This window comes from Nonomuraea sp. NBC_00507 (assembly GCF_036013525.1).
Taxonomy (GTDB): Bacteria; Actinomycetota; Actinomycetes; order Streptosporangiales; family Streptosporangiaceae; genus Nonomuraea.
This window is the reverse complement of sequence record NZ_CP107853.1, coordinates 2,024,029-2,040,337: the sequence shown is the minus strand read 5'-3', so window position 1 is coordinate 2,040,337 and position 16,309 is coordinate 2,024,029. Positions and strand designations below refer to the sequence as shown.

Here is a 16,309-nt window from a genome sequence, read left to right as displayed (position 1 = left end):
AAATCATTCACGGAGCCATACCCTTGACCGCGTGGCTGATCCGAAAACGTTGCACGGGCCTGTACTCAATTGGTACGAGGACAACGCCAGGGACCTTCCCTGGCGGGCGGCCGGTGCGACGCCATGGGGAGTGCTGGTCAGCGAGATCATGCTCCAGCAGACCCCGGTCGTGCGGGTGCTGCCCGTGTGGCATGACTGGATGGCCCGCTGGCCCACCCCAAAAGATCTGGCCGCCGAGCAGCCGGGTGAGGCCGTACGCCACTGGGGCAGGCTCGGCTACCCGCGCCGGGCGCTGCGCCTGCACGCCTGCGCCAGGGCCATCACCGACGAGCACGGCGGCGAGGTGCCGGCCGACCACGCGACCCTGCTGTCCCTGCCCGGCATCGGCGAGTACACCGCCGCCGCGGTCGCCAGCTTCGCCTACGGCGGCCGGCACGCCGTTCTGGACACGAACGTCCGCCGGGTGTTCGCCAGGGCCGTACGCGCGGAGGAATACCCGCCCACGACCACGTCGGCGGCCGAGCGGCGGCTGGCGGAGAGCCTCCTGCCCGAGCTTGGCGCGGCCCGCTGGGGCGTTGCGGTGATGGAGCTGGGCGCGCTGGTCTGCACGGCCAGGGCGCCGCGCTGCGCGGACTGCCCGATCGCGGACGTCTGCGCGTGGCGCCTGGCCGGCAAGCCCCCGCACGCCGGTCCGGCGCGCAAGGGCCAGACGTACGCGGGCACCGACCGCCAGTGCCGCGGCCGGCTGCTCGCGGTGTTGCGCGCCGCCCACGGTCCGGTTCCCAAGGAGGCACTGGACGTGGTGTGGGACGACGCGGTGCAACGCGAGCGTGCCCTGGACGGCCTGATCGCGGACGGCCTGGCCGAAGCACTCGAGGACGGCACCTACCGCTTGCCCCACGCCTGACCGGTCACCCCTTCAGCACGCCCGCAGGGTGGCACGAGCCGTTCGGCGGCGAATCAGCCGATCCACGGCGGAACGCCCAGGTCGGCCCCGTCGGCGGACATGGCCCTGGCGCCGGCCGAGGCCGTGACGACGGCGGTGTATCCGGCGGCCGGGTCGGCCAGCACCTGCCGCGCCGTCCGGGCGGGCATGACGACGGTGTCACCGGCGGCCACGGCGTACTTCTCGCCGCCCAACTCGACGGTCGCCGCACCCTCGATCCAGGTCCACACCTGCTCGACGTCGAAGTCATGCACCGGCCCGACGGCGCCGGGCCGGGCGTCGACGCGCCAGAGGGAGCACTCGGCGCCGCCCTGCGTCGGCGAGGCGAACGTCGTCATGATCCCGTTGGGCGTCTCCGATCGACGGGCGTCGGCGGCGCGAATAACAGTCATCTCTTGAAACCCCTAAGATAGGCAACCACGTTGTCCATCGATATAGTTAACCAGGTTGTCTATCATGTCAAGTGACACCCCGGGATTCGAACTGCCACTTCGCCTGCTGCTGGCGTTCCGAGCTCTCATCGACGAGCTCCACGCCGAGCTGTCCCGGCAGGGCCATCCGGACATCCGCCCTATGCACGGATTCGTCATGCAGGCCATCGGGCCAGAGGGCACCACGGCCGTCGAGCTGGGCCGTACGCTCGGCGTGTCCAAGCAGGCAGCCGGCAAGACCATCGACACGCTGGAGCGGATCGGCTACGTCGAACGCACCGCCGACCCGCGCGACACGCGCCGCAAGATCGTCCGCCTCACTCCGTACGGGATGGACGCGCTCGGCCGCTCGGCCCGCATCTTCGACGCCCTGCGCGCCCGCTGGGCCGGCGAGCTGGGCGAGGACCGCCTGCGCGCCCTGGAGTCCGACCTGCGCAAGCTCACCCCGGCCAACCCGTGGCGCCTGGACATGCCAGGCTGGTTCGGCACTCTGTAGAAGGGCTGAAGGCCCGGGCTCGCGAGGTTCGCACGAGCCCAGGACCCACTCAGGCCGCCAACTGCAGGCCCAGACTGGTGAGGTTGGTACGGGCCCAGGCCAGCTCCTCGGCCAGCATCGACACCAGCGCGCCCGGCCCCTTGGCCCGCCCGGGAACGATCAGATTGTGCGTCTCGACCTCGATGTGCGCGCTCCCGCTCACCGCGCCCGACAACATCGCCGTCAGCGTGTCGTGCAGCACCGCGCCGGTGTTCGTGGTCTCGCCCGTGTGGTTGTGTACGTGCCCCAGCTTGACGACAGGGGCCCCGGCCTTCGCCAGGCCCTTCAGTGTCGCCCCCGCCTCCTCGGCCCCGCAGGCGAGATGACAGGCGTCCAGGCACACGCCCAGGTGCTCGGAGTCGATCCCGCACACGCGCTCGAGCGCCTGCTCCGTCGTCTCCAGCACGCACCCGGGCCACGGCTCGAACCCGACCCTGATCGTCTTGCCGGTGACGCTGTAGATGCCGCGCAGCTCGCGGGCGAGCCGCTCCAGGCGCCGGGTGGCGATCGCGTGCAGGTCGGCGGGCCAGTCGCGACGCCAGCCGATCGGAATCGTCGAGATGCTGCCGAACCGCACGTCGTCGGGCAGCAGGAAGGCCAGGATCTTGGCCAGCGCCATGGTGTAGCGGTATCGCTCCGGCTTGGCCCAGTCGGGGCCGGGGACCTCCTGGTTGCGGCCGCCGGTGCCGTTGAGGCTCACGACCTCGAGGCCGCGCTCCTCCAAGGAGCGGCGCAGCCGTACGAGCTCGATGCGGTCGGCCGTGAGGTGGTCGGCGACGCTCGGCGAGAGCCACAGCCCGATGCCCATCCGCTCCACGCCCAGCCGCTTGCGCACCGGGACCGCGTAGCGGGTCAGGTGCGCGATCAGGTTTTCCAGATCCTCGGCAGGATGGACGCCTGCGTTGTAGGCGAGGTGTACCAGCGTTCCGTCATCGTGACGCAGGCGCATCGGTTTCCTCCACGGCTTGCTTGTGTGTTCCCGTCGCCCGCCCCAGACGAGCGCGAACCTGGTCGAGCATGCCTGCTCTTGGGTGGCTCACGCGTCCGCCCTGAGTTGATTCCCGGCTACTCCCTTGGGAGCAGTCCCCAACCTAGGAACACGATCTTGTGGCTCACTTGGATGAGACTTGGCGAAGCTCTACGCAGTGTAGTACTACTCGCGGTGGTGGTATAGCCGCCCATCCAACAATTAGGCAACGCCCAAATTCACCCATTTTGCCCCCTTTGTCCCCACTAAGGCATTTATACCTGCCGGCCGCGCCAACCCCCACGCCTCCATCGAGCGTCACCCGCTCCGCGGCACACGTCGGCCACAGCGCCTACCGCGCCCCAGCCCCGCCACAGCGCCTACCGCGCCATAACCCCTTCCGCGCCACAGCGCTCGTCGCGCACATTCAGACGCCGCGCACTGCGGCGCCGACGGCCGCCATCGGATGCGGCCAGCACCCATGGACGCCGCACCCGGCGGCCACGGCGCACATCAGACGCGGTGCACATTCAGACGCGGCGCACATCGGCCGGGGCGCACATCGGCCGGGGCGCGCTCGGCGCCTACGTCAGCACCGCAGTACCGACGGCGCCGGCGGATGCGCCCGGCGCCGAAGGTATGACCCCAGGATGCGCGAAAGCCCCCGTGTGAGGATCACACGGGGGCCGTCGTCGCGCGAAGCGGTCCCGTCAGTGCTGGATCGGGGCCGCGATGGCAGCCGCCGAGTCCGGAATCTTCGAGATCGACTCGCCCCGGAAGGTGAACTTGGCGTTGTCGCCCTCACCCTCGACCGCAACCTTCACGACCTGCCCCGGACGGAGCTCGCCGTAAAGGATCTTCTCCGACAGGGAGTCCTCCAGCTCGCGCTGGATCGTACGCCGCAGCGGACGGGCGCCCATGACCGGGTCGTAACCACGGTCGGCCAGCAGCTGCTTGGCCTCGGGCGAGACGTCGAGCGCCATGTCGCGGTCCTTCAGCCTGAGGTCCACCTGGTGGAGCATCAGATCGACGATCTTGATGATCTCGGCGGGCGTGAGCTGGTGGAAGACCACGATGTCGTCGACACGGTTGAGGAACTCGGGCCGGAAGTGCTGCTTGAGCTCTTCCTGCACCTTGGACTTCATCCGGTCGTAGTTGGAGTCGGCGTCGTTGGACTTCGCGAACCCGACCCCGATGCCCTTGGAGATGTCCCGGGTGCCGAGGTTGGTGGTCATGATGATGACCGTGTTCTTGAAGTCGACCACCCGACCCTGGGCGTCGGTCAGGCGACCGTCCTCCAGGATCTGCAGCAGCGAGTTGAAGATGTCGGGGTGGGCCTTCTCGATCTCGTCGAACAGGACCACGGAGAACGGCTTGCGCCGCACCTTCTCCGTGAGCTGGCCGCCCTCCTCGTAGCCGACGTAGCCGGGAGGCGAGCCGAACAGCCTGGAGACGGTGTGCTTCTCCATGAACTCCGACATGTCCAGGCTGATCAGCGCGTCCTCGTCGCCGAAGAGGAACTCCGCCAGAGCCTTGGACAGCTCGGTCTTACCGACACCGGAGGGACCCGCGAAGATGAACGAGCCACCGGGACGGCGCGGGTCCTTCAGACCGGCGCGGGTGCGCCGGATGGACCGCGACAGGCCCTTGATGGCGTCGTCCTGGCCGATGATCCGCTTGTGGAGCTCGTCCTCCATGCGGAGCAGGCGCTGCGACTCCTCCTCGGTCAGCTTGAAGACCGGGATGCCGGTGGCGGTCGCCAGGACCTCGGCGATGAGCTCCTGAGTGACCTCGGCCACGACGTCCATGTCGCCGGCCTTCCACTCCTTCTCCCGGCGCTCGCGCTTGAGCTGCAGCTGCTTCTCCTGGTCACGGAGGGCAGCGGCCTTCTCGAAGTCCTGCGCGTCGATCGCGGACTCCTTGTCGCGGCGCACGTTGGCGATCTTCTCGTCGTATTCGCGCAGGTCCGGCGGAGCGGTCATCCTGCGGATGCGCATCCGGGACCCGGCCTCGTCGATGAGGTCGATCGCCTTGTCGGGCAGGTAGCGGTCGCTGATGTAGCGGTCGGCCAGCTGCGCCGCGGCCACCAGCGCGTCGTCGGTGATGGACACGCGGTGGTGCGCCTCGTAGCGGTCGCGCAGACCCTTCAGGATCTCGATCGTGTGGCTGAGTGAGGGCTCGGCCACCTGGATCGGCTGGAAACGGCGCTCCAGCGCGGCATCCTTCTCGAGGTATTTGCGGTATTCGTCGAGCGTGGTCGCGCCGATCGTCTGCAGCTCGCCGCGGGCCAGCATCGGCTTGAGGATGCTGGCGGCGTCGATCGCGCCCTCGGCGGCGCCCGCACCCACGAGCGTGTGCAGCTCGTCGATGAACAGGATGATGTCGCCGCGCGTGCGGATCTCCTTGAGCACCTTCTTCAGGCGCTCTTCGAAGTCGCCGCGGTAGCGGGAGCCGGCGACCAGGGCGCCGAGGTCAAGCGTGTAGAGCTGCTTGTCCTTCAGCGTCTCGGGCACCTCGCCCCTGACGATCTTCTGCGACAGGCCCTCGACGACGGCGGTCTTGCCGACGCCGGGCTCGCCGATGAGAACCGGGTTGTTCTTGGTCCTCCGGGAGAGGACCTGCATGACCCGCTCGATCTCCTTCTCACGGCCGATGACCGGATCCAGCTTGCCCTCGCGGGCGGCCTGGGTCAGGTTGCGGCCGAACTGGTCGAGCACCAGGGACGTGGACGGCGCAGACTCCTGCGGGCCGCCCGCCGCGGCCGGCTCCTTGCCCTGGTAACCGTGCAGCAACTGGATGACCTGTTGCCTGACACGGTTGAGATCAGCTCCAAGCTTGACCAGCACCTGGGCGGCCACACCTTCACCCTCGCGGATGAGCCCGAGCAGGATGTGCTCGGTGCCGATGTAGTTGTGACCCAGCTGCAAAGCCTCACGGAGCGACAGCTCGAGGACCTTCTTGGCCCGCGGGGTGAAGGGAATGTGCCCCGACGGAGCCGACTGGCCCTGGCCGATGATCTCCTCGACCTGCTGGCGCACACCCTCAAGGCTGATGCCCAGGCTCTCCAGAGCCTTGGCGGCAACGCCCTCACCTTCGTGGATCAAACCAAGAAGAATGTGCTCAGTGCCGATGTAGTTGTGGTTGAGCATCCTGGCCTCTTCTTGGGCCAAGACGACAACACGCCTCGCTCGGTCGGTGAACCTCTCGAACATCTCGTCGCTCCTCACAGAGCGGTCAGTCAGGCCGGTAAATCCGGTCCCGTCCTCCCGCATGCTAGCCCTGGCTCGGCGAACCGTGCCCACTCGCCGCTGACACGCTCTATAGCAGACACGTTCCCCGAGAGCAGGGCGTTCACCCTCCATCCAACTACTGTTCGGGGGTGACGTGTTCCCGATACGCCGCAAGCGAACGATGTTTAGGGTGCTTCACGTCGGCAGCACTAAATTGCCGTCCGCGGCGTAAGCAGATCAACACGCGCCGGCCACCGGACGCTTCGAGCGGACCGGCGTCAGCCGGCCCGCGCCCGCGCATCTCCGATGCCACGTCCGTATCTGTTACGCAATCATCCTATGTCCCCACGCAATGGTTGGCCAAGTGCGCGCACTACGCCCTGAACAGGACACGGCACCTACCGCACTCTCATGAAATCCTCATCCGGTCAGCCGGGTTACCGACCTCATCAGGCACGACTGTCCAAGTGGTCACGGCATTCCCGGCAGGATGCACCTCGGGAGCTCCGGCATTGTGCGGCGCATGCCCGGGGGAGCGGGTTTTGCCCGGTGTCACACGCGCGGGAGTCGAGATCCCGGATTAGAGCCGGTCTCAGGTTTTACTCAACGCCGATGAGCGGCTCGCATACCTCATTCAACGTATGTTCCGGCGGCTCGATCCCGGCAACGCCGTGCCGCCATCCGCAAGCACCGCTCTCCTGGAACGGGCCATCGCGGGGATTCACCATTCGGGCGCGCGGAGCGCGACACCATCACATATGCGGACACCTGTCGGTGAAACGACGCCGGACATGGTCCACAACACACGGCCAAAACGCCCGCATATGGGGAGTTAGAGATCATCCACTTGGTGTTCCGGCATTCGGAACACCCTAGAGACGATCATGCGCTTATGGCGGCCGCCGGGGTCCAAGGCGAACATCATAAGCGCATGGTCGTGAGTTGGCTCGATCAGTGAGCCGCCTCGTACTTCTCGACGACCGTGGAGGCGATACGGCCTCGCTCGCTGACCGGGAGCCCGTGGGCCTTGGCCCACTGACGGATCTCGGAGCTCTTCTCGCGGCTCATCGCACGGCTCCCGCCACGGCCACGACGACGCGTGGCCACGGCACCTGCCCGGCGCGCGTTCTGCACGAAAGGCGTGAGCGCGTCCCTCAGCTTCTTGGCGTTAAGGTCGCTGAGGTCAATCTCATAGGAGGAGCCGTCAATAGCGAAGCTCACCGTCTCATTGGCCTCGCCCCCATCGAGGTCATCGATGAGAATCTCCTGGATCTGCTTGGCCATGTACGCAATCCTTTCGCGGGCATTGTTTCATTCGCCTGCCCAAACATATACCCGGAAAGGCCCTGAGACAATTCAGCGCTGCGGGGATTCGGCTGACTAGCCGATCAGTTCTGCTTCTCGGCCGGCTCCTCGCCGTTACGGTGCCGCCTGGGGCCCTCGGCGCGGACCAACTTCACTACGCCAAAGATGAAGGCTCCACCGACCACGACCGGAGGGATGAGCGCCGACAATACGTCTGTTAGGGCTTCCATTCGTCCTCGCCTCCACGGCTAGCGGGGTTTCGGGGGCGCTATATGAGCGCGTGCGCGGCCCCGGAGGAGCGCGACGGTCCTCATGAGCAAGGCGACAACCGCCCTCACCCGACCATAGCGGCACACAGATGCCCTGCGTGCGGCAGGTGCGCCAACATCCGGCAACCCGGACGCCCCATAGCCTAATGCCAGTCTCTCCAGGCTCCTTACCGGATCAAGGGAAAATTTTGCGATAAGGCGTCGGCGCAGGCCCCGGAAGGCTCAGCGAAGATCTTTTACCACGCGCGTTCCGGCCAGCCTGTCATGCGGCCCCCGCTCCAGCGGCTTGTCGATCAGGATGAGCAGCCCGACGCCGAACAGCAGCATTCCGGCCAGCAGATTGACCACTGGAATGCCCATGAGCATGAGCGGCCCCGGATAGACCAGGGATCGTTTGAGCGCCGCTCCCGGCGTGAGCTTCGCCGGGGCCAGGCGAATCCGCATGATCGCCTTGCCGAACGTCCTGCCGTGCCTGAAATGGGCCCGCCAGTCGTAGCCGGCATAAGCCAGTCCGGCCCCGAACCACGCGCACACGCCGGGCAGGCGACCGCCGAACACCTCCAGCACCCCGACAGTTCGGAAGATGGCCCAGAGCGCAATGAACAGAATGTAATAGAAGACCCCGAAGACGAGCGCTTCAATCAGGCGGGCGGCGAGCCGTTCCCACCATTCCGCCGGCAGCGAGATCGCCCATGGCGGCGTCCCGGCCATAACCTCCACCTCGCCTCCGGCTCGGGGTTCCGTCCCATTCTGGTACGGCCCCGCGGACAAAACATAGGGGCCGGCGGGAAGCCGGCCCCTATGTTTACGTGCGGGAGGACTACTTGATCTTCACCACCACGGTGCGCGCGAACTTGTCCGCGAACGTCTGCTGCAGCGGCTTGTCCCACAGCATGGAGGCGCCGTTCAGGCCGCACAGAAGGGGACCGAGGAGCGTTCCGAAGGGAATCCAGTAGAAGATGTAGCCGCCCCACGTCACGAGCGCGCGCTTGAGCGCCACGTCGTTGGGGATGCCGCCCGGCGGCACCGGGCCGCCGACCTGGACGACCTTGATGCCCATGATCATCTTGCCGACGGTCTGACCCTTCATCTTGTGCATGAAGAAGTCGTAGCCGACGTAGACGAGGGTGAGGACGACCGACATCAGGATGCCGATGACGAACGAACCGAACAGGCCCGTGCTCGCCCCGGTGGTCGAGCTGTAGCTCGCGACCAGGAACAGCCCGAAGATGAAGGACACCAGGCCCATCACCACGCCGAAGATCACACCGTCGACGATCCTCGCCACCAGCCGCTGCCACCACTCCGCCAGCGGAGCCGGTGCGCCAGGAGGTTGCACGCCGACCGGCTGCCCGTAGGCCTGGCCGTAGCCCGGCTGGCCATAGGCGGCCTGCTGCGGCTGCCCGTAGGCCTGGCCGTACTGCTGGTCGCCGTACTGCTGCTGGCCGTACTGAGGCTGGGCGTAGCCAGGCTGGGACTGCGCCTGCTGGCCATAACCCTGCTGGTCGTAGCCCTGCTGCTGCTGAGCGTAGCCCTGCTGCTGGCCGTAGCCGGGCTGGGACTGCGCCTGCTGACCGTAGCCCTGCTGCTGGCCGTAGCCGGGCTGGGACTGCGCCTGCTGACCGTAGCCCTGCTGCTGGCCGTAGTCGGGCTGGGACTGCGCCTGCTGACCGTAGCCCTGCTGCTGACCGTAGCCCGGCTGCGACTGCGGTTGCTGGCCATAGCCCGGCTGCTGACCGTAGTCGGGCTGGGACTGAGCCTGCTGACCGTAGCCCTGCTGCTGGCCGTAGTCGGGCTGCGCCTGGGGCTGCTGGCCATACTGCGGCTGCTGGGCGCCGTACTGCCCGGAGGAGGGCTGCTGGCCGTAGCCCGGCTGGGACTGCGCCTGCTGGCCATAGCCCTGCTGCCCATAGTCGGGCTGGGACTGAGCCTGCTGACCATAGCCGGGCTGCTGGCCGTAGCCCGGCTGGGACTGCGGCTGCTGACCGTAGCCCTGCTGCTGGCCGTAGTCGGGCTGCGACTGCGGCTGCTGACCATACTGCGGCTGCTGGCCGTATTGCTGTTGCTGGCCGTAGCCCTGCTGGCCGTGCTGCGCCTGCTGACCGTAATCCGGCTGCTGGCCGTAGCCCTGCTGCTGCCCGTACTGGGCGTCGGCGGCGGGTTGCTGGCCGTACTGCTGTTGTTGCTGGCCATAACCCTGTTGCTGTCCGTAGCCCTGCTGGCCGTATGGGGGCTGCTGGCCATAGGCGTCGTCCGCCCGGTAGCCGACCACAGTGACGTCGGGGTCGGGCTCGCCGGGGTGGCGGCCCGTGTTCTGCTGCCCGTACTGGGGATTTCCGGGTGCAGAGTTCTCGCCCGATTCGTCCTGTGGATACGGCGGCTGTCCGGTGCTCACCGTGTCACCTCGCTTCGAGTGCGCATGTGGCACGTGTCAGGACACATGCCCTGTGCTGCCCAACGTATCGACATAGGTATCAACAATCACCTTTCCAGCTAGTCAAGGTCAGCGTCACCCGATGTCAGGTGGAGCAGCATGCGGGTGTTGCCCAGGGTGTTCGGCTTCACATGCTCCAGGTCGAGGAACTCCGCCACACCCTCGTCGTACGAAGCCAGCAGTTCGGCGTAGACCTCAGGCGAGACCGGCGTGCCCTGGATCGGGCGGAAGCCGTGCCGCGCGAAAAAGTCGACCTCAAAAGTCAGGCAGAATACACGCCGCAGTCCCAGATCGTTCGCCTGCCGGATGAGCGCGGAGACGATCCGGTGGCCGATCCCCATGCCCCGGCACTCAGGATCGACGGCCACCGTGCGAACCTCGGCCAGGTCCTCCCACAGGACGTGGAGCGCGCCACACCCGACCACCTGCCCGCCCCGCTCGGCCACCCAGAACTCCTGTACGTCCTCGTACAGGGTCACTGTGGTCTTCTCCAGGAGCCGGGGGCCGGCGCCCGCATAGGTGTCGACCAGGCGCCTGATCCTCCGCACGTCGGGCGTGCGGGCACGCCGGACCACCACCGCGGTCTCCGGCGTCGTCAGTTCGGCCACCTGTTCCATGGCTCTCCAGAGTACAGATGTCATTACGGTTCGGTCCTAACTCCCATGTCTGGCCCCATCCTGTGACGTGCCACGAGCCACATGGACACGAGCCCGGCGTCTTCCGGCGTTCGGCAGAAGCAATGACAAAGGGGACATAAGGTCTCTCCTGCATGGCTGATCACGAGATCACCTTGTGACCCGCCAGTTGTGAAACCTCTACAGATCGAGCAGTTCTGGTTGAGCACGAACCCGGAGTGCATTAGTGTCCAGCGACAACGTTCCCCGCGTGGCGCACGCGGGAGACACGCCCAATTCCCGCATGGGGAGCCGGGGATCCACCGGTGGCGAGCTTCGCACGCCACCATCGGGGTGAATCCGAGTTCTTCGGTAGGGCTGCTCCGGCCCGAACCCGTCAGCTAACCCGGTAGGCGTCAATGAGAGGAGCTGGTTGGTGAAGCGTACGCACGGCCGTGGGAGGAAGTCGGCGGGCAGGCATGCCCGCCCTCCGGAACGGGCCTGGCTCGCACGCCGCCTCGGCGTGGTGAGCATCACAGTGGCCGCGCTCCTGATCGCCATCCCCGCCGCCGCTCCGGCGTCCGCGGATCCCAACCCCTCGCTCAAGGAGCTCTCCGACCAGGTCGAGAAGCTGCACGTCGAGATCGAGACGCTGACGGAGCAGTACAACGGGCAGCGGGAGAAATACAAGGTCGCGCAGAAGGCGGCCGACGCCGCCCAGAAGACGCTGGCCGGCAGCGAGGCGGACCTCGCCGCCAAGCGCGCCAAGGCCGCCCTGCTCGCTCAGAACGCCTACATCTCCGGTGGGCTGAGCAGGGCGCTGGCATTCACCTCGTCGACCGACCCCGAGAAGTTCCTCGATCAGGCCGCGACCACGTACGCGTTGGAGCAGCAGCAGGCCGAGCAGGTCAACCAGCTCGCCAAGGCCATGGACGCCGCCGAACGCGCCAGAGCGGGCGCCAAGACCCGCATGGAGGAGCTGCAGAAGATCGTCGCGGACCTCGACGGCAAGCGCGACAAGATCACCAAGCTGGTGGCCAAGGCCGAGAGCGACCTGTTCAGGCGGGCCATGGGAGAGGCCGGCCGGGCCGGCAAGCGCGTGCACATCAACCTGCCGATCCCCGGCAACGGCAAGGCGGCCCAGGCCGCGAGGTGGGCACTCACGCAGCAGCTCAAGCCGTACGTCTGGGGCGCCGAGGGCCCCAGCTCCTACGACTGCTCCGGCCTGGTGATGGCGGCCTTCCAGCGGGTCGGCATCTCGCTGCCGCACTACACCGGTGACCAGTGGACCGCGGGCCGGCACATCGACAGGTCCGAGCTACGCGCGGGCGACCTGGTGTTCTTCTACAGCGACCTGCATCACGTCGGCATCTACCTGGGCGGGGGCATGATGGTGCACGCCCCGCGCACAGGTGATGTCGTGCACATCGCCTCGATCGCCAACCGCCCGTACGCCGGCGCGGTGCGCATCGCCGACTGAGGCGTCAGATCAGCTGACGCCGCGCCGCCCAGGCCACGGCCTCAATGGCCGTGGCCACGCCGATGCGGTCGCAGATGCCCCTTAACCGCCGGCGTACTGTCCGCCCACTGATCTCCAAACGTCTCCCCACGCGATCGACCGTAACCCCCTTGGCCAGCTCCGCCAGCAACGCCAGATCCGCATGGCTCAGCTCGACGCCTTCAGTGAGCACATCCATCGGGAGCCCTCCCCCCCAACAGCAGAACTCGGACCTCACAACGGGCCAAAGCCGCTCGTCTCGCAGACGGTAAACGCATCCCGGAAAGGTCGTCAAGCGCCAGAATCTTCGCACTTGACGGGCACTATTGACATGATCCGTTATATGTGACGAACTCGCCATATGGCGACGAGACCGTCGGCGCAATGAGCGATCCTATAGAACGGTCCAATAGGCCCCGGCCCGGGACGGATGAGCCTGGCAGACGTCCTGGTTTTGATCCGAGCGATCCGGACTTTCTGCGCGAGCCAGACGCGCGCTACCGCGAGCTGAGCGCTCGCGGGGCGATCTTCCGCACCCGCGCGGGCCGCTCGTCGCCGCCACCCACGAACGTTGCGGAGCGATGCTCCGCTTCGGCCACGGCTCCGACCCTCTGTACGGAAGAGACCCAGGTCAGCCCATTGAATCGGCCCTCTGGACGGACCCACCCGACCACACCAGACTGCGCGCTCCGGTCGGCGAGGCGTTCACGCCGTGCATAGTCGAACGGCTCCGCTCCCGCATCGGGGTGATCGCCACCGAGCTGATCGGCGCATTACCGGACGAGACGGAGCTGGTTTCCGGCTTCGCCTACCATGGTCATCACCGAGATGCTCGGGGTGCCTCCAGAGGACTGTGAATGTTCCAGCGGCTGGAGCGAAATGTTGGCTCGCAGCCTTGACCCGATGCTTACAGAAGAGCTCGTATCGGAAACCGGCCGGGCCAGAAGAAAGTTTGGCGCCTACTTCCGCGACCTCATCGCGATCAGGCAGGCGCGCCGGCGACGATCTCCTGAGCGCTCTGGCACGGATCGAGGAGCTCACCAAGGCCGAGTTGCCGGCCACGCGGCCGATGTGGCACCGGGCGGGCGCGCAGGACCGGCCGCGCGCCCGTCTCTCGGCTCAGCGGGTCGGCTTGACCAGGGGGAACAGGATCGTCTCCCGGATGTTCTTGCCGGTGAAGGCCATGATCATCCGATCGATGCCGGCGCCCATGCCGCCGGTCGGCGGCATCGCGTATTCCAGCGCCTGCAAGAAGTCCTCGTCGAGCTGCATGGCTTCCAGGTCGCCGCCGGCGGCCAGCAAGGACTGCTCCATCAGGCGGTGGCGCTGGTCGATCGGGTCGTTGAGCTCCGAGTAGGCCGTGCCCAGCTCGGTGCCGAAGCCGATCAGGTCCCACTTCTCCGTCAGCAGCGGGTTGTCCCGATGCAGGCGGGCCAGCGGCGAGGTCTCCAGCGGATAGTCCATGACGAACGTGGGCTGGATGAGCGTGTGCTCGACCAGCGCCTCGAAGAGCTCCTGCACGATCTTGCCCGAGCCCCACTTCGGGTCCCAGTGGATCTCGCGCCGGTCGGCGATCTTGCGAAGCTCCTCCAGCGTGGTGGAGGTGGTGATCTCCTCGCCCACGGCCTCCGACACGGCGCCGTAGAGCGTGATGCGCGGCCACTGGGCGAGGCCCAGGTCCACCTCGACGCCGTCGTGCACGACCACGGACGTGTCCAGGGCGGCCAGGACGGCCTTCTGGTACATCCGCTGCGTCAGGTCCGCCATGTCGTTGTAGTCGAGGTAGGTGCCGTAGGCCTCGACCATGGTGAACTCGGGGTTGTGCGTGGAGTCCGCGCCCTCGTTGCGGAAGTTGCGATTGACCTCGAAGACCTTCTCGATGCCGCCGACCACCAGCCGCTTGAGGTAGAGCTCGATCGCGATGCGGAGATAGAGCTCCATGTCGTAGGCGTTGATGTGGGTCTTGAAGGGCCGGGCCGTCGCGCCGCCGTGGATGGGCTGCAGCATCGGCGTCTCGACCTCGAGGTAGCCCTCGTCGTGCCAGAAGTCGCGCACCGCGCGCACGGTGGCGCTGCGGATGCGGGCCATCTTCCTGGCCTCGTCGTTGACGATGAGGTCGACGTAGCGCTGGCGGACGCGGGCCTCGGGGTCGGTGAGGCCGACGTGCTTCTCCGGCAGGGGGCGCAGGCACTTGGCGGTGATCTGCCAGCTTTCGGCGAGGATGGACAGCTCGCCGCGGCGCGAGGTGATGACCTCGCCGATCACACCGACGTGGTCGCCCAGGTCGACGTCGCGCTTCCAGCGTGCCAGCGACTCCTCGCCCACCTTGTCGAGCGAGATCATGACCTGCAGATCGGCCTCGCCGTCCCTGAGCGTGGCGAAGCAGAGCTTGCCACCCACGCGGCTGAGCATGACGCGGCCCGCGACCGCGACCGTGTCACCGGTGGCGGCGTCAGGCTCCAGGCCCTGGTATTTGTCCCTCACCTCGGCGTTGGTCGCCGTACGGGGGAAATTCACCGGGTAAGGGTCGACGCCCTCGCTGCGAAGGCGGTCGAGCTTCTCCCTCCGGATCCGCATCTGCTCAGGAAGTTCGTCGCTCACAACAACAAAGCGTAGGGGATATGGCGAACTGCAAGGACTCGTCGGTCCCCTGCAGGGAGCACGCAGGAACACTGCAAGAGACCTCTTCTATCAATGACTCACGAGCTCAGGGGGGAGCCGGCAGGGAGCCGGCCCAGGGGAGCTCAAGGAGAGAAGATGTTGAAGAAGATCGCGACAGGCGCCCTCGCCATCGCCGCCACCACGGCCGTGGCCCTGTCGCTTCCGGCCGCCGCGTCCGCCAGCACCCCGTCCGACTACGACGACTACTCGGAGTATTGGGGCCCGGTCTACGCCAAGCACGGCCTGGCCAAGGCCCACGGCCAGGTCACCGTGAACTGGGACCACGACGGGGAGTCGAATGAGGTCCACCTCTACGGCAAGCTGTACGACCTGGACAACCGTACCTACAACGAGGGCGGCAAGTGCGCGTTCGTGAAGTTCGAGGCCAGCGACTTCGACCACGACTGGTCCCCCGCGTACTACAAGAAGTACTGCGGCTTCCCCGGCTACAAGAAGTTCCACTTCCAGGAGCACGACGTCTACAGCCTGCGGGCGAAGGTCTGCCAGATCGGGGTGCACAGCAACTACCCGACGAAGTGCGGCCCCTGGCAGTACCTCTACACCGCCGAGAGCGAGTAATCCTCACGCGGTCATATGCACAAGCGGCCCTCGTACCCGAGCGGAGGGCCGCTTGTCCTATGTGGTGTTCCTGTTGTAGATCAGGCGCAGGCCGATGAGGGTCAGCCACGGCTCGTGCACGTCGATCGAGCGCGACTCGCCGACCACGAGCGCGGCGTGCCCGCCGGTGGCCACCACCGTCACCTCGTCGGGGTCGTCGGCCAGCTCGGCCGTCATGCGCTCGACGATGCCGTCCACCTGTCCGGCGAAGCCGTAGATGATGCCGGCCTGCAGAGCCTCCACCGTGTTCTTGGCGATCACCGAGCGCGGCCTGACCAGCTCCACCTTGTGCAGTTGGGCCCCGGCGGCGGCCAGCGCGTCCACCGAGATCTCGATGCCGGGCGCGGTGACGGCGCCGACGTATTCGCCCTTGGCCGACACCGCGTCGAACGAGGTCGCGGTGCCGAAGTCGACGATGACACACGGGCCGCCGTATTGGTCGATGGCCGCCAGCGCGTTGACGATGCGGTCGCTGCCGACCTCCTTGGGGTTGTCCATGCGCACGGGCACGCCGGTGCGGATGCCCGGCTCCACGATCACCGCGTTGACGTCGCCGTAGTAGCGACGGCACATCTCGCGCATCTCGTTGAGCACGCTCGGGACCGTGGAGCAAATGGCAATGCCATCAATGTCGGTCCCCTTGAGCAGCGGCGACTGCGCCAGCAGCCCTTGGAGCACGACTGCGATCTCGTCGGCGGTGCGACGGGCGTCAGTGGCCAGCCGCCAATGCTCGATGACGTCCTCGCCCTCGAACAGCCCCAACACCGTGTGCGTGTTGCCGACGTCGATCGTGAGCAGCAT

Annotated in this window: 15 protein-coding genes and 1 riboswitch; of the genes, 5 read left to right on the top strand and 10 right to left on the bottom strand. The window is 67.1% G+C overall.

What is annotated here, in order from left to right:
* The first annotated feature begins 148 nt into the window (after positions 1-148).
* Entirely contained in the window at positions 149-907 is a 759-nt protein-coding gene (locus OHA25_RS10435) for an A/G-specific adenine glycosylase (protein ID WP_327590957.1), read from the top strand.
* Between the two features lie 53 nt (positions 908-960).
* Here OHA25_RS10435 and OHA25_RS10430 read toward each other — a convergent pair whose 3' ends face one another.
* Positions 961-1,338, bottom strand: coding sequence for a cupin domain-containing protein (locus OHA25_RS10430; RefSeq protein ID WP_327587360.1), 378 nt, complete (start codon positions 1,336-1,338; stop codon positions 961-963).
* A gap of 64 nt (positions 1,339-1,402) precedes the next feature.
* Here OHA25_RS10430 and OHA25_RS10425 point away from each other — a divergent pair, with 64 nt between their 5' ends.
* Complete coding sequence (locus tag OHA25_RS10425) at positions 1,403-1,873, top strand: MarR family winged helix-turn-helix transcriptional regulator (RefSeq protein WP_305917310.1); 471 nt, start codon at positions 1,403-1,405, stop codon at positions 1,871-1,873.
* A 49-nt stretch (positions 1,874-1,922) separates the two neighbouring features.
* Here the strand turns inward: OHA25_RS10425 and OHA25_RS10420 are convergent, their stop codons facing one another.
* The 5 genes from OHA25_RS10420 to OHA25_RS10400 all read right to left on the bottom strand — a co-directional run bounded on the left by OHA25_RS10420 (position 1,923) and on the right by OHA25_RS10400 (position 9,022).
* Positions 1,923-2,861, bottom strand: a complete 939-nt coding sequence (locus OHA25_RS10420) for a sugar phosphate isomerase/epimerase family protein (RefSeq protein WP_327587359.1) — start codon at positions 2,859-2,861, stop codon at positions 1,923-1,925.
* Between the two features lie 728 nt (positions 2,862-3,589).
* Complete coding sequence (locus OHA25_RS10415; protein ID WP_305917312.1) at positions 3,590-6,091, bottom strand: ATP-dependent Clp protease ATP-binding subunit; 2,502 nt, start codon at positions 6,089-6,091, stop codon at positions 3,590-3,592.
* Between the two features lie 969 nt (positions 6,092-7,060).
* Positions 7,061-7,393 carry a histone-like nucleoid-structuring protein Lsr2 gene (locus tag OHA25_RS10410; RefSeq protein WP_305917313.1) on the bottom strand — a complete coding sequence of 111 codons (333 nt, stop codon included), beginning with the start codon at positions 7,391-7,393 and terminating at the stop codon, positions 7,061-7,063.
* Between the two features lie 512 nt (positions 7,394-7,905).
* Positions 7,906-8,394: an RDD family protein gene (locus OHA25_RS10405; protein ID WP_327587358.1), complete on the bottom strand. Its 489-nt coding sequence runs from the start codon at positions 8,392-8,394 to the stop codon at positions 7,906-7,908.
* Positions 8,395-8,503: 109 nt separating this feature from the next.
* Positions 8,504-9,022 (bottom strand): RDD family protein, encoded by a 519-nt coding sequence (locus OHA25_RS10400; RefSeq protein WP_327587357.1) that lies wholly within the window; start codon positions 9,020-9,022, stop codon positions 8,504-8,506.
* Here OHA25_RS10400 and OHA25_RS10395 point away from each other — a divergent pair.
* The gene (locus OHA25_RS10395; RefSeq protein WP_327587356.1) at positions 9,017-10,180 is read left to right on the top strand and encodes a hypothetical protein; all 1,164 of its coding nucleotides are present in this window, start codon (positions 9,017-9,019) and stop codon (positions 10,178-10,180) included. The genes OHA25_RS10400 and OHA25_RS10395 overlap by 6 nt on opposite strands.
* Here the strand turns inward: OHA25_RS10395 and OHA25_RS10390 are convergent.
* Entirely contained in the window at positions 10,177-10,734 is a 558-nt protein-coding gene (locus tag OHA25_RS10390; RefSeq protein WP_327587355.1) for an amino-acid N-acetyltransferase, read from the bottom strand. The genes OHA25_RS10395 and OHA25_RS10390 overlap by 4 nt on opposite strands.
* A gap of 277 nt (positions 10,735-11,011) precedes the next feature.
* Positions 11,012-11,162: riboswitch (cyclic di-AMP (ydaO/yuaA leader) on the top strand.
* Positions 11,163-11,167: 5 nt separating this feature from the next.
* Here OHA25_RS10390 and OHA25_RS10385 point away from each other — a divergent pair.
* Complete coding sequence (locus tag OHA25_RS10385) at positions 11,168-12,211, top strand: C40 family peptidase (RefSeq protein ID WP_327587354.1); 1,044 nt, start codon at positions 11,168-11,170, stop codon at positions 12,209-12,211.
* A gap of 4 nt (positions 12,212-12,215) precedes the next feature.
* Here OHA25_RS10385 and OHA25_RS10380 read toward each other — a convergent pair whose 3' ends face one another.
* Positions 12,216-12,428, bottom strand: a complete 213-nt coding sequence (locus OHA25_RS10380; RefSeq protein ID WP_157251897.1) for a LuxR C-terminal-related transcriptional regulator — start codon at positions 12,426-12,428, stop codon at positions 12,216-12,218.
* A 920-nt stretch (positions 12,429-13,348) separates the two neighbouring features.
* On the bottom strand, positions 13,349-14,830 hold the full coding sequence (gene lysX / locus OHA25_RS10375) for a bifunctional lysylphosphatidylglycerol synthetase/lysine--tRNA ligase LysX (RefSeq protein ID WP_327587353.1): 1,482 nt from the start codon (positions 14,828-14,830) through the stop codon (positions 13,349-13,351).
* 156 nt (positions 14,831-14,986) lie between these two features.
* On the opposite strand from lysX, the gene OHA25_RS10370 reads away from it, so the two are divergent.
* Positions 14,987-15,469 carry a hypothetical protein gene (locus tag OHA25_RS10370; protein WP_327587352.1) on the top strand — a complete coding sequence of 161 codons (483 nt, stop codon included), beginning with the start codon at positions 14,987-14,989 and terminating at the stop codon, positions 15,467-15,469.
* Positions 15,470-15,526: 57 nt separating this feature from the next.
* Here the strand turns inward: OHA25_RS10370 and OHA25_RS10365 are convergent, their stop codons facing one another.
* Positions 15,527-16,309 carry a type III pantothenate kinase gene (locus tag OHA25_RS10365; RefSeq protein ID WP_305917323.1) on the bottom strand — a complete coding sequence of 261 codons (783 nt, stop codon included), beginning with the start codon at positions 16,307-16,309 and terminating at the stop codon, positions 15,527-15,529.

What these genes read in the sequence shown, in the direction of transcription:
- OHA25_RS10410 (WP_305917313.1), bottom strand. Translation starts at nt 7,393, where the DNA reads ATGGCCAAGCAGATCCAGGAGATTCTCATCGATGACCTCGATGGGGGC.
- OHA25_RS10365 (WP_305917323.1), bottom strand. Translation starts at nt 16,309, where the DNA reads ATGCTGCTCACGATCGACGTCGGCAACACGCACACGGTGTTGGGGCTG.
- OHA25_RS10415 (WP_305917312.1), bottom strand. Translation starts at nt 6,091, where the DNA reads ATGTTCGAGAGGTTCACCGACCGAGCGAGGCGTGTTGTCGTCTTGGCC.
- OHA25_RS10370 (WP_327587352.1), top strand. Translation starts at nt 14,987, where the DNA reads ATGTTGAAGAAGATCGCGACAGGCGCCCTCGCCATCGCCGCCACCACG.
- OHA25_RS10425 (WP_305917310.1), top strand. Translation starts at nt 1,403, where the DNA reads ATGTCAAGTGACACCCCGGGATTCGAACTGCCACTTCGCCTGCTGCTG.
- OHA25_RS10380 (WP_157251897.1), bottom strand. Translation starts at nt 12,428, where the DNA reads ATGGATGTGCTCACTGAAGGCGTCGAGCTGAGCCATGCGGATCTGGCG.
- OHA25_RS10405 (WP_327587358.1), bottom strand. Translation starts at nt 8,394, where the DNA reads ATGGCCGGGACGCCGCCATGGGCGATCTCGCTGCCGGCGGAATGGTGG.
- OHA25_RS10390 (WP_327587355.1), bottom strand. Translation starts at nt 10,734, where the DNA reads ATGGAACAGGTGGCCGAACTGACGACGCCGGAGACCGCGGTGGTGGTC.
- OHA25_RS10430 (WP_327587360.1), bottom strand. Translation starts at nt 1,338, where the DNA reads ATGACTGTTATTCGCGCCGCCGACGCCCGTCGATCGGAGACGCCCAAC.
- OHA25_RS10435 (WP_327590957.1), top strand. Translation starts at nt 149, where the DNA reads ATGCTCCAGCAGACCCCGGTCGTGCGGGTGCTGCCCGTGTGGCATGAC.
- OHA25_RS10420 (WP_327587359.1), bottom strand. Translation starts at nt 2,861, where the DNA reads ATGCGCCTGCGTCACGATGACGGAACGCTGGTACACCTCGCCTACAAC.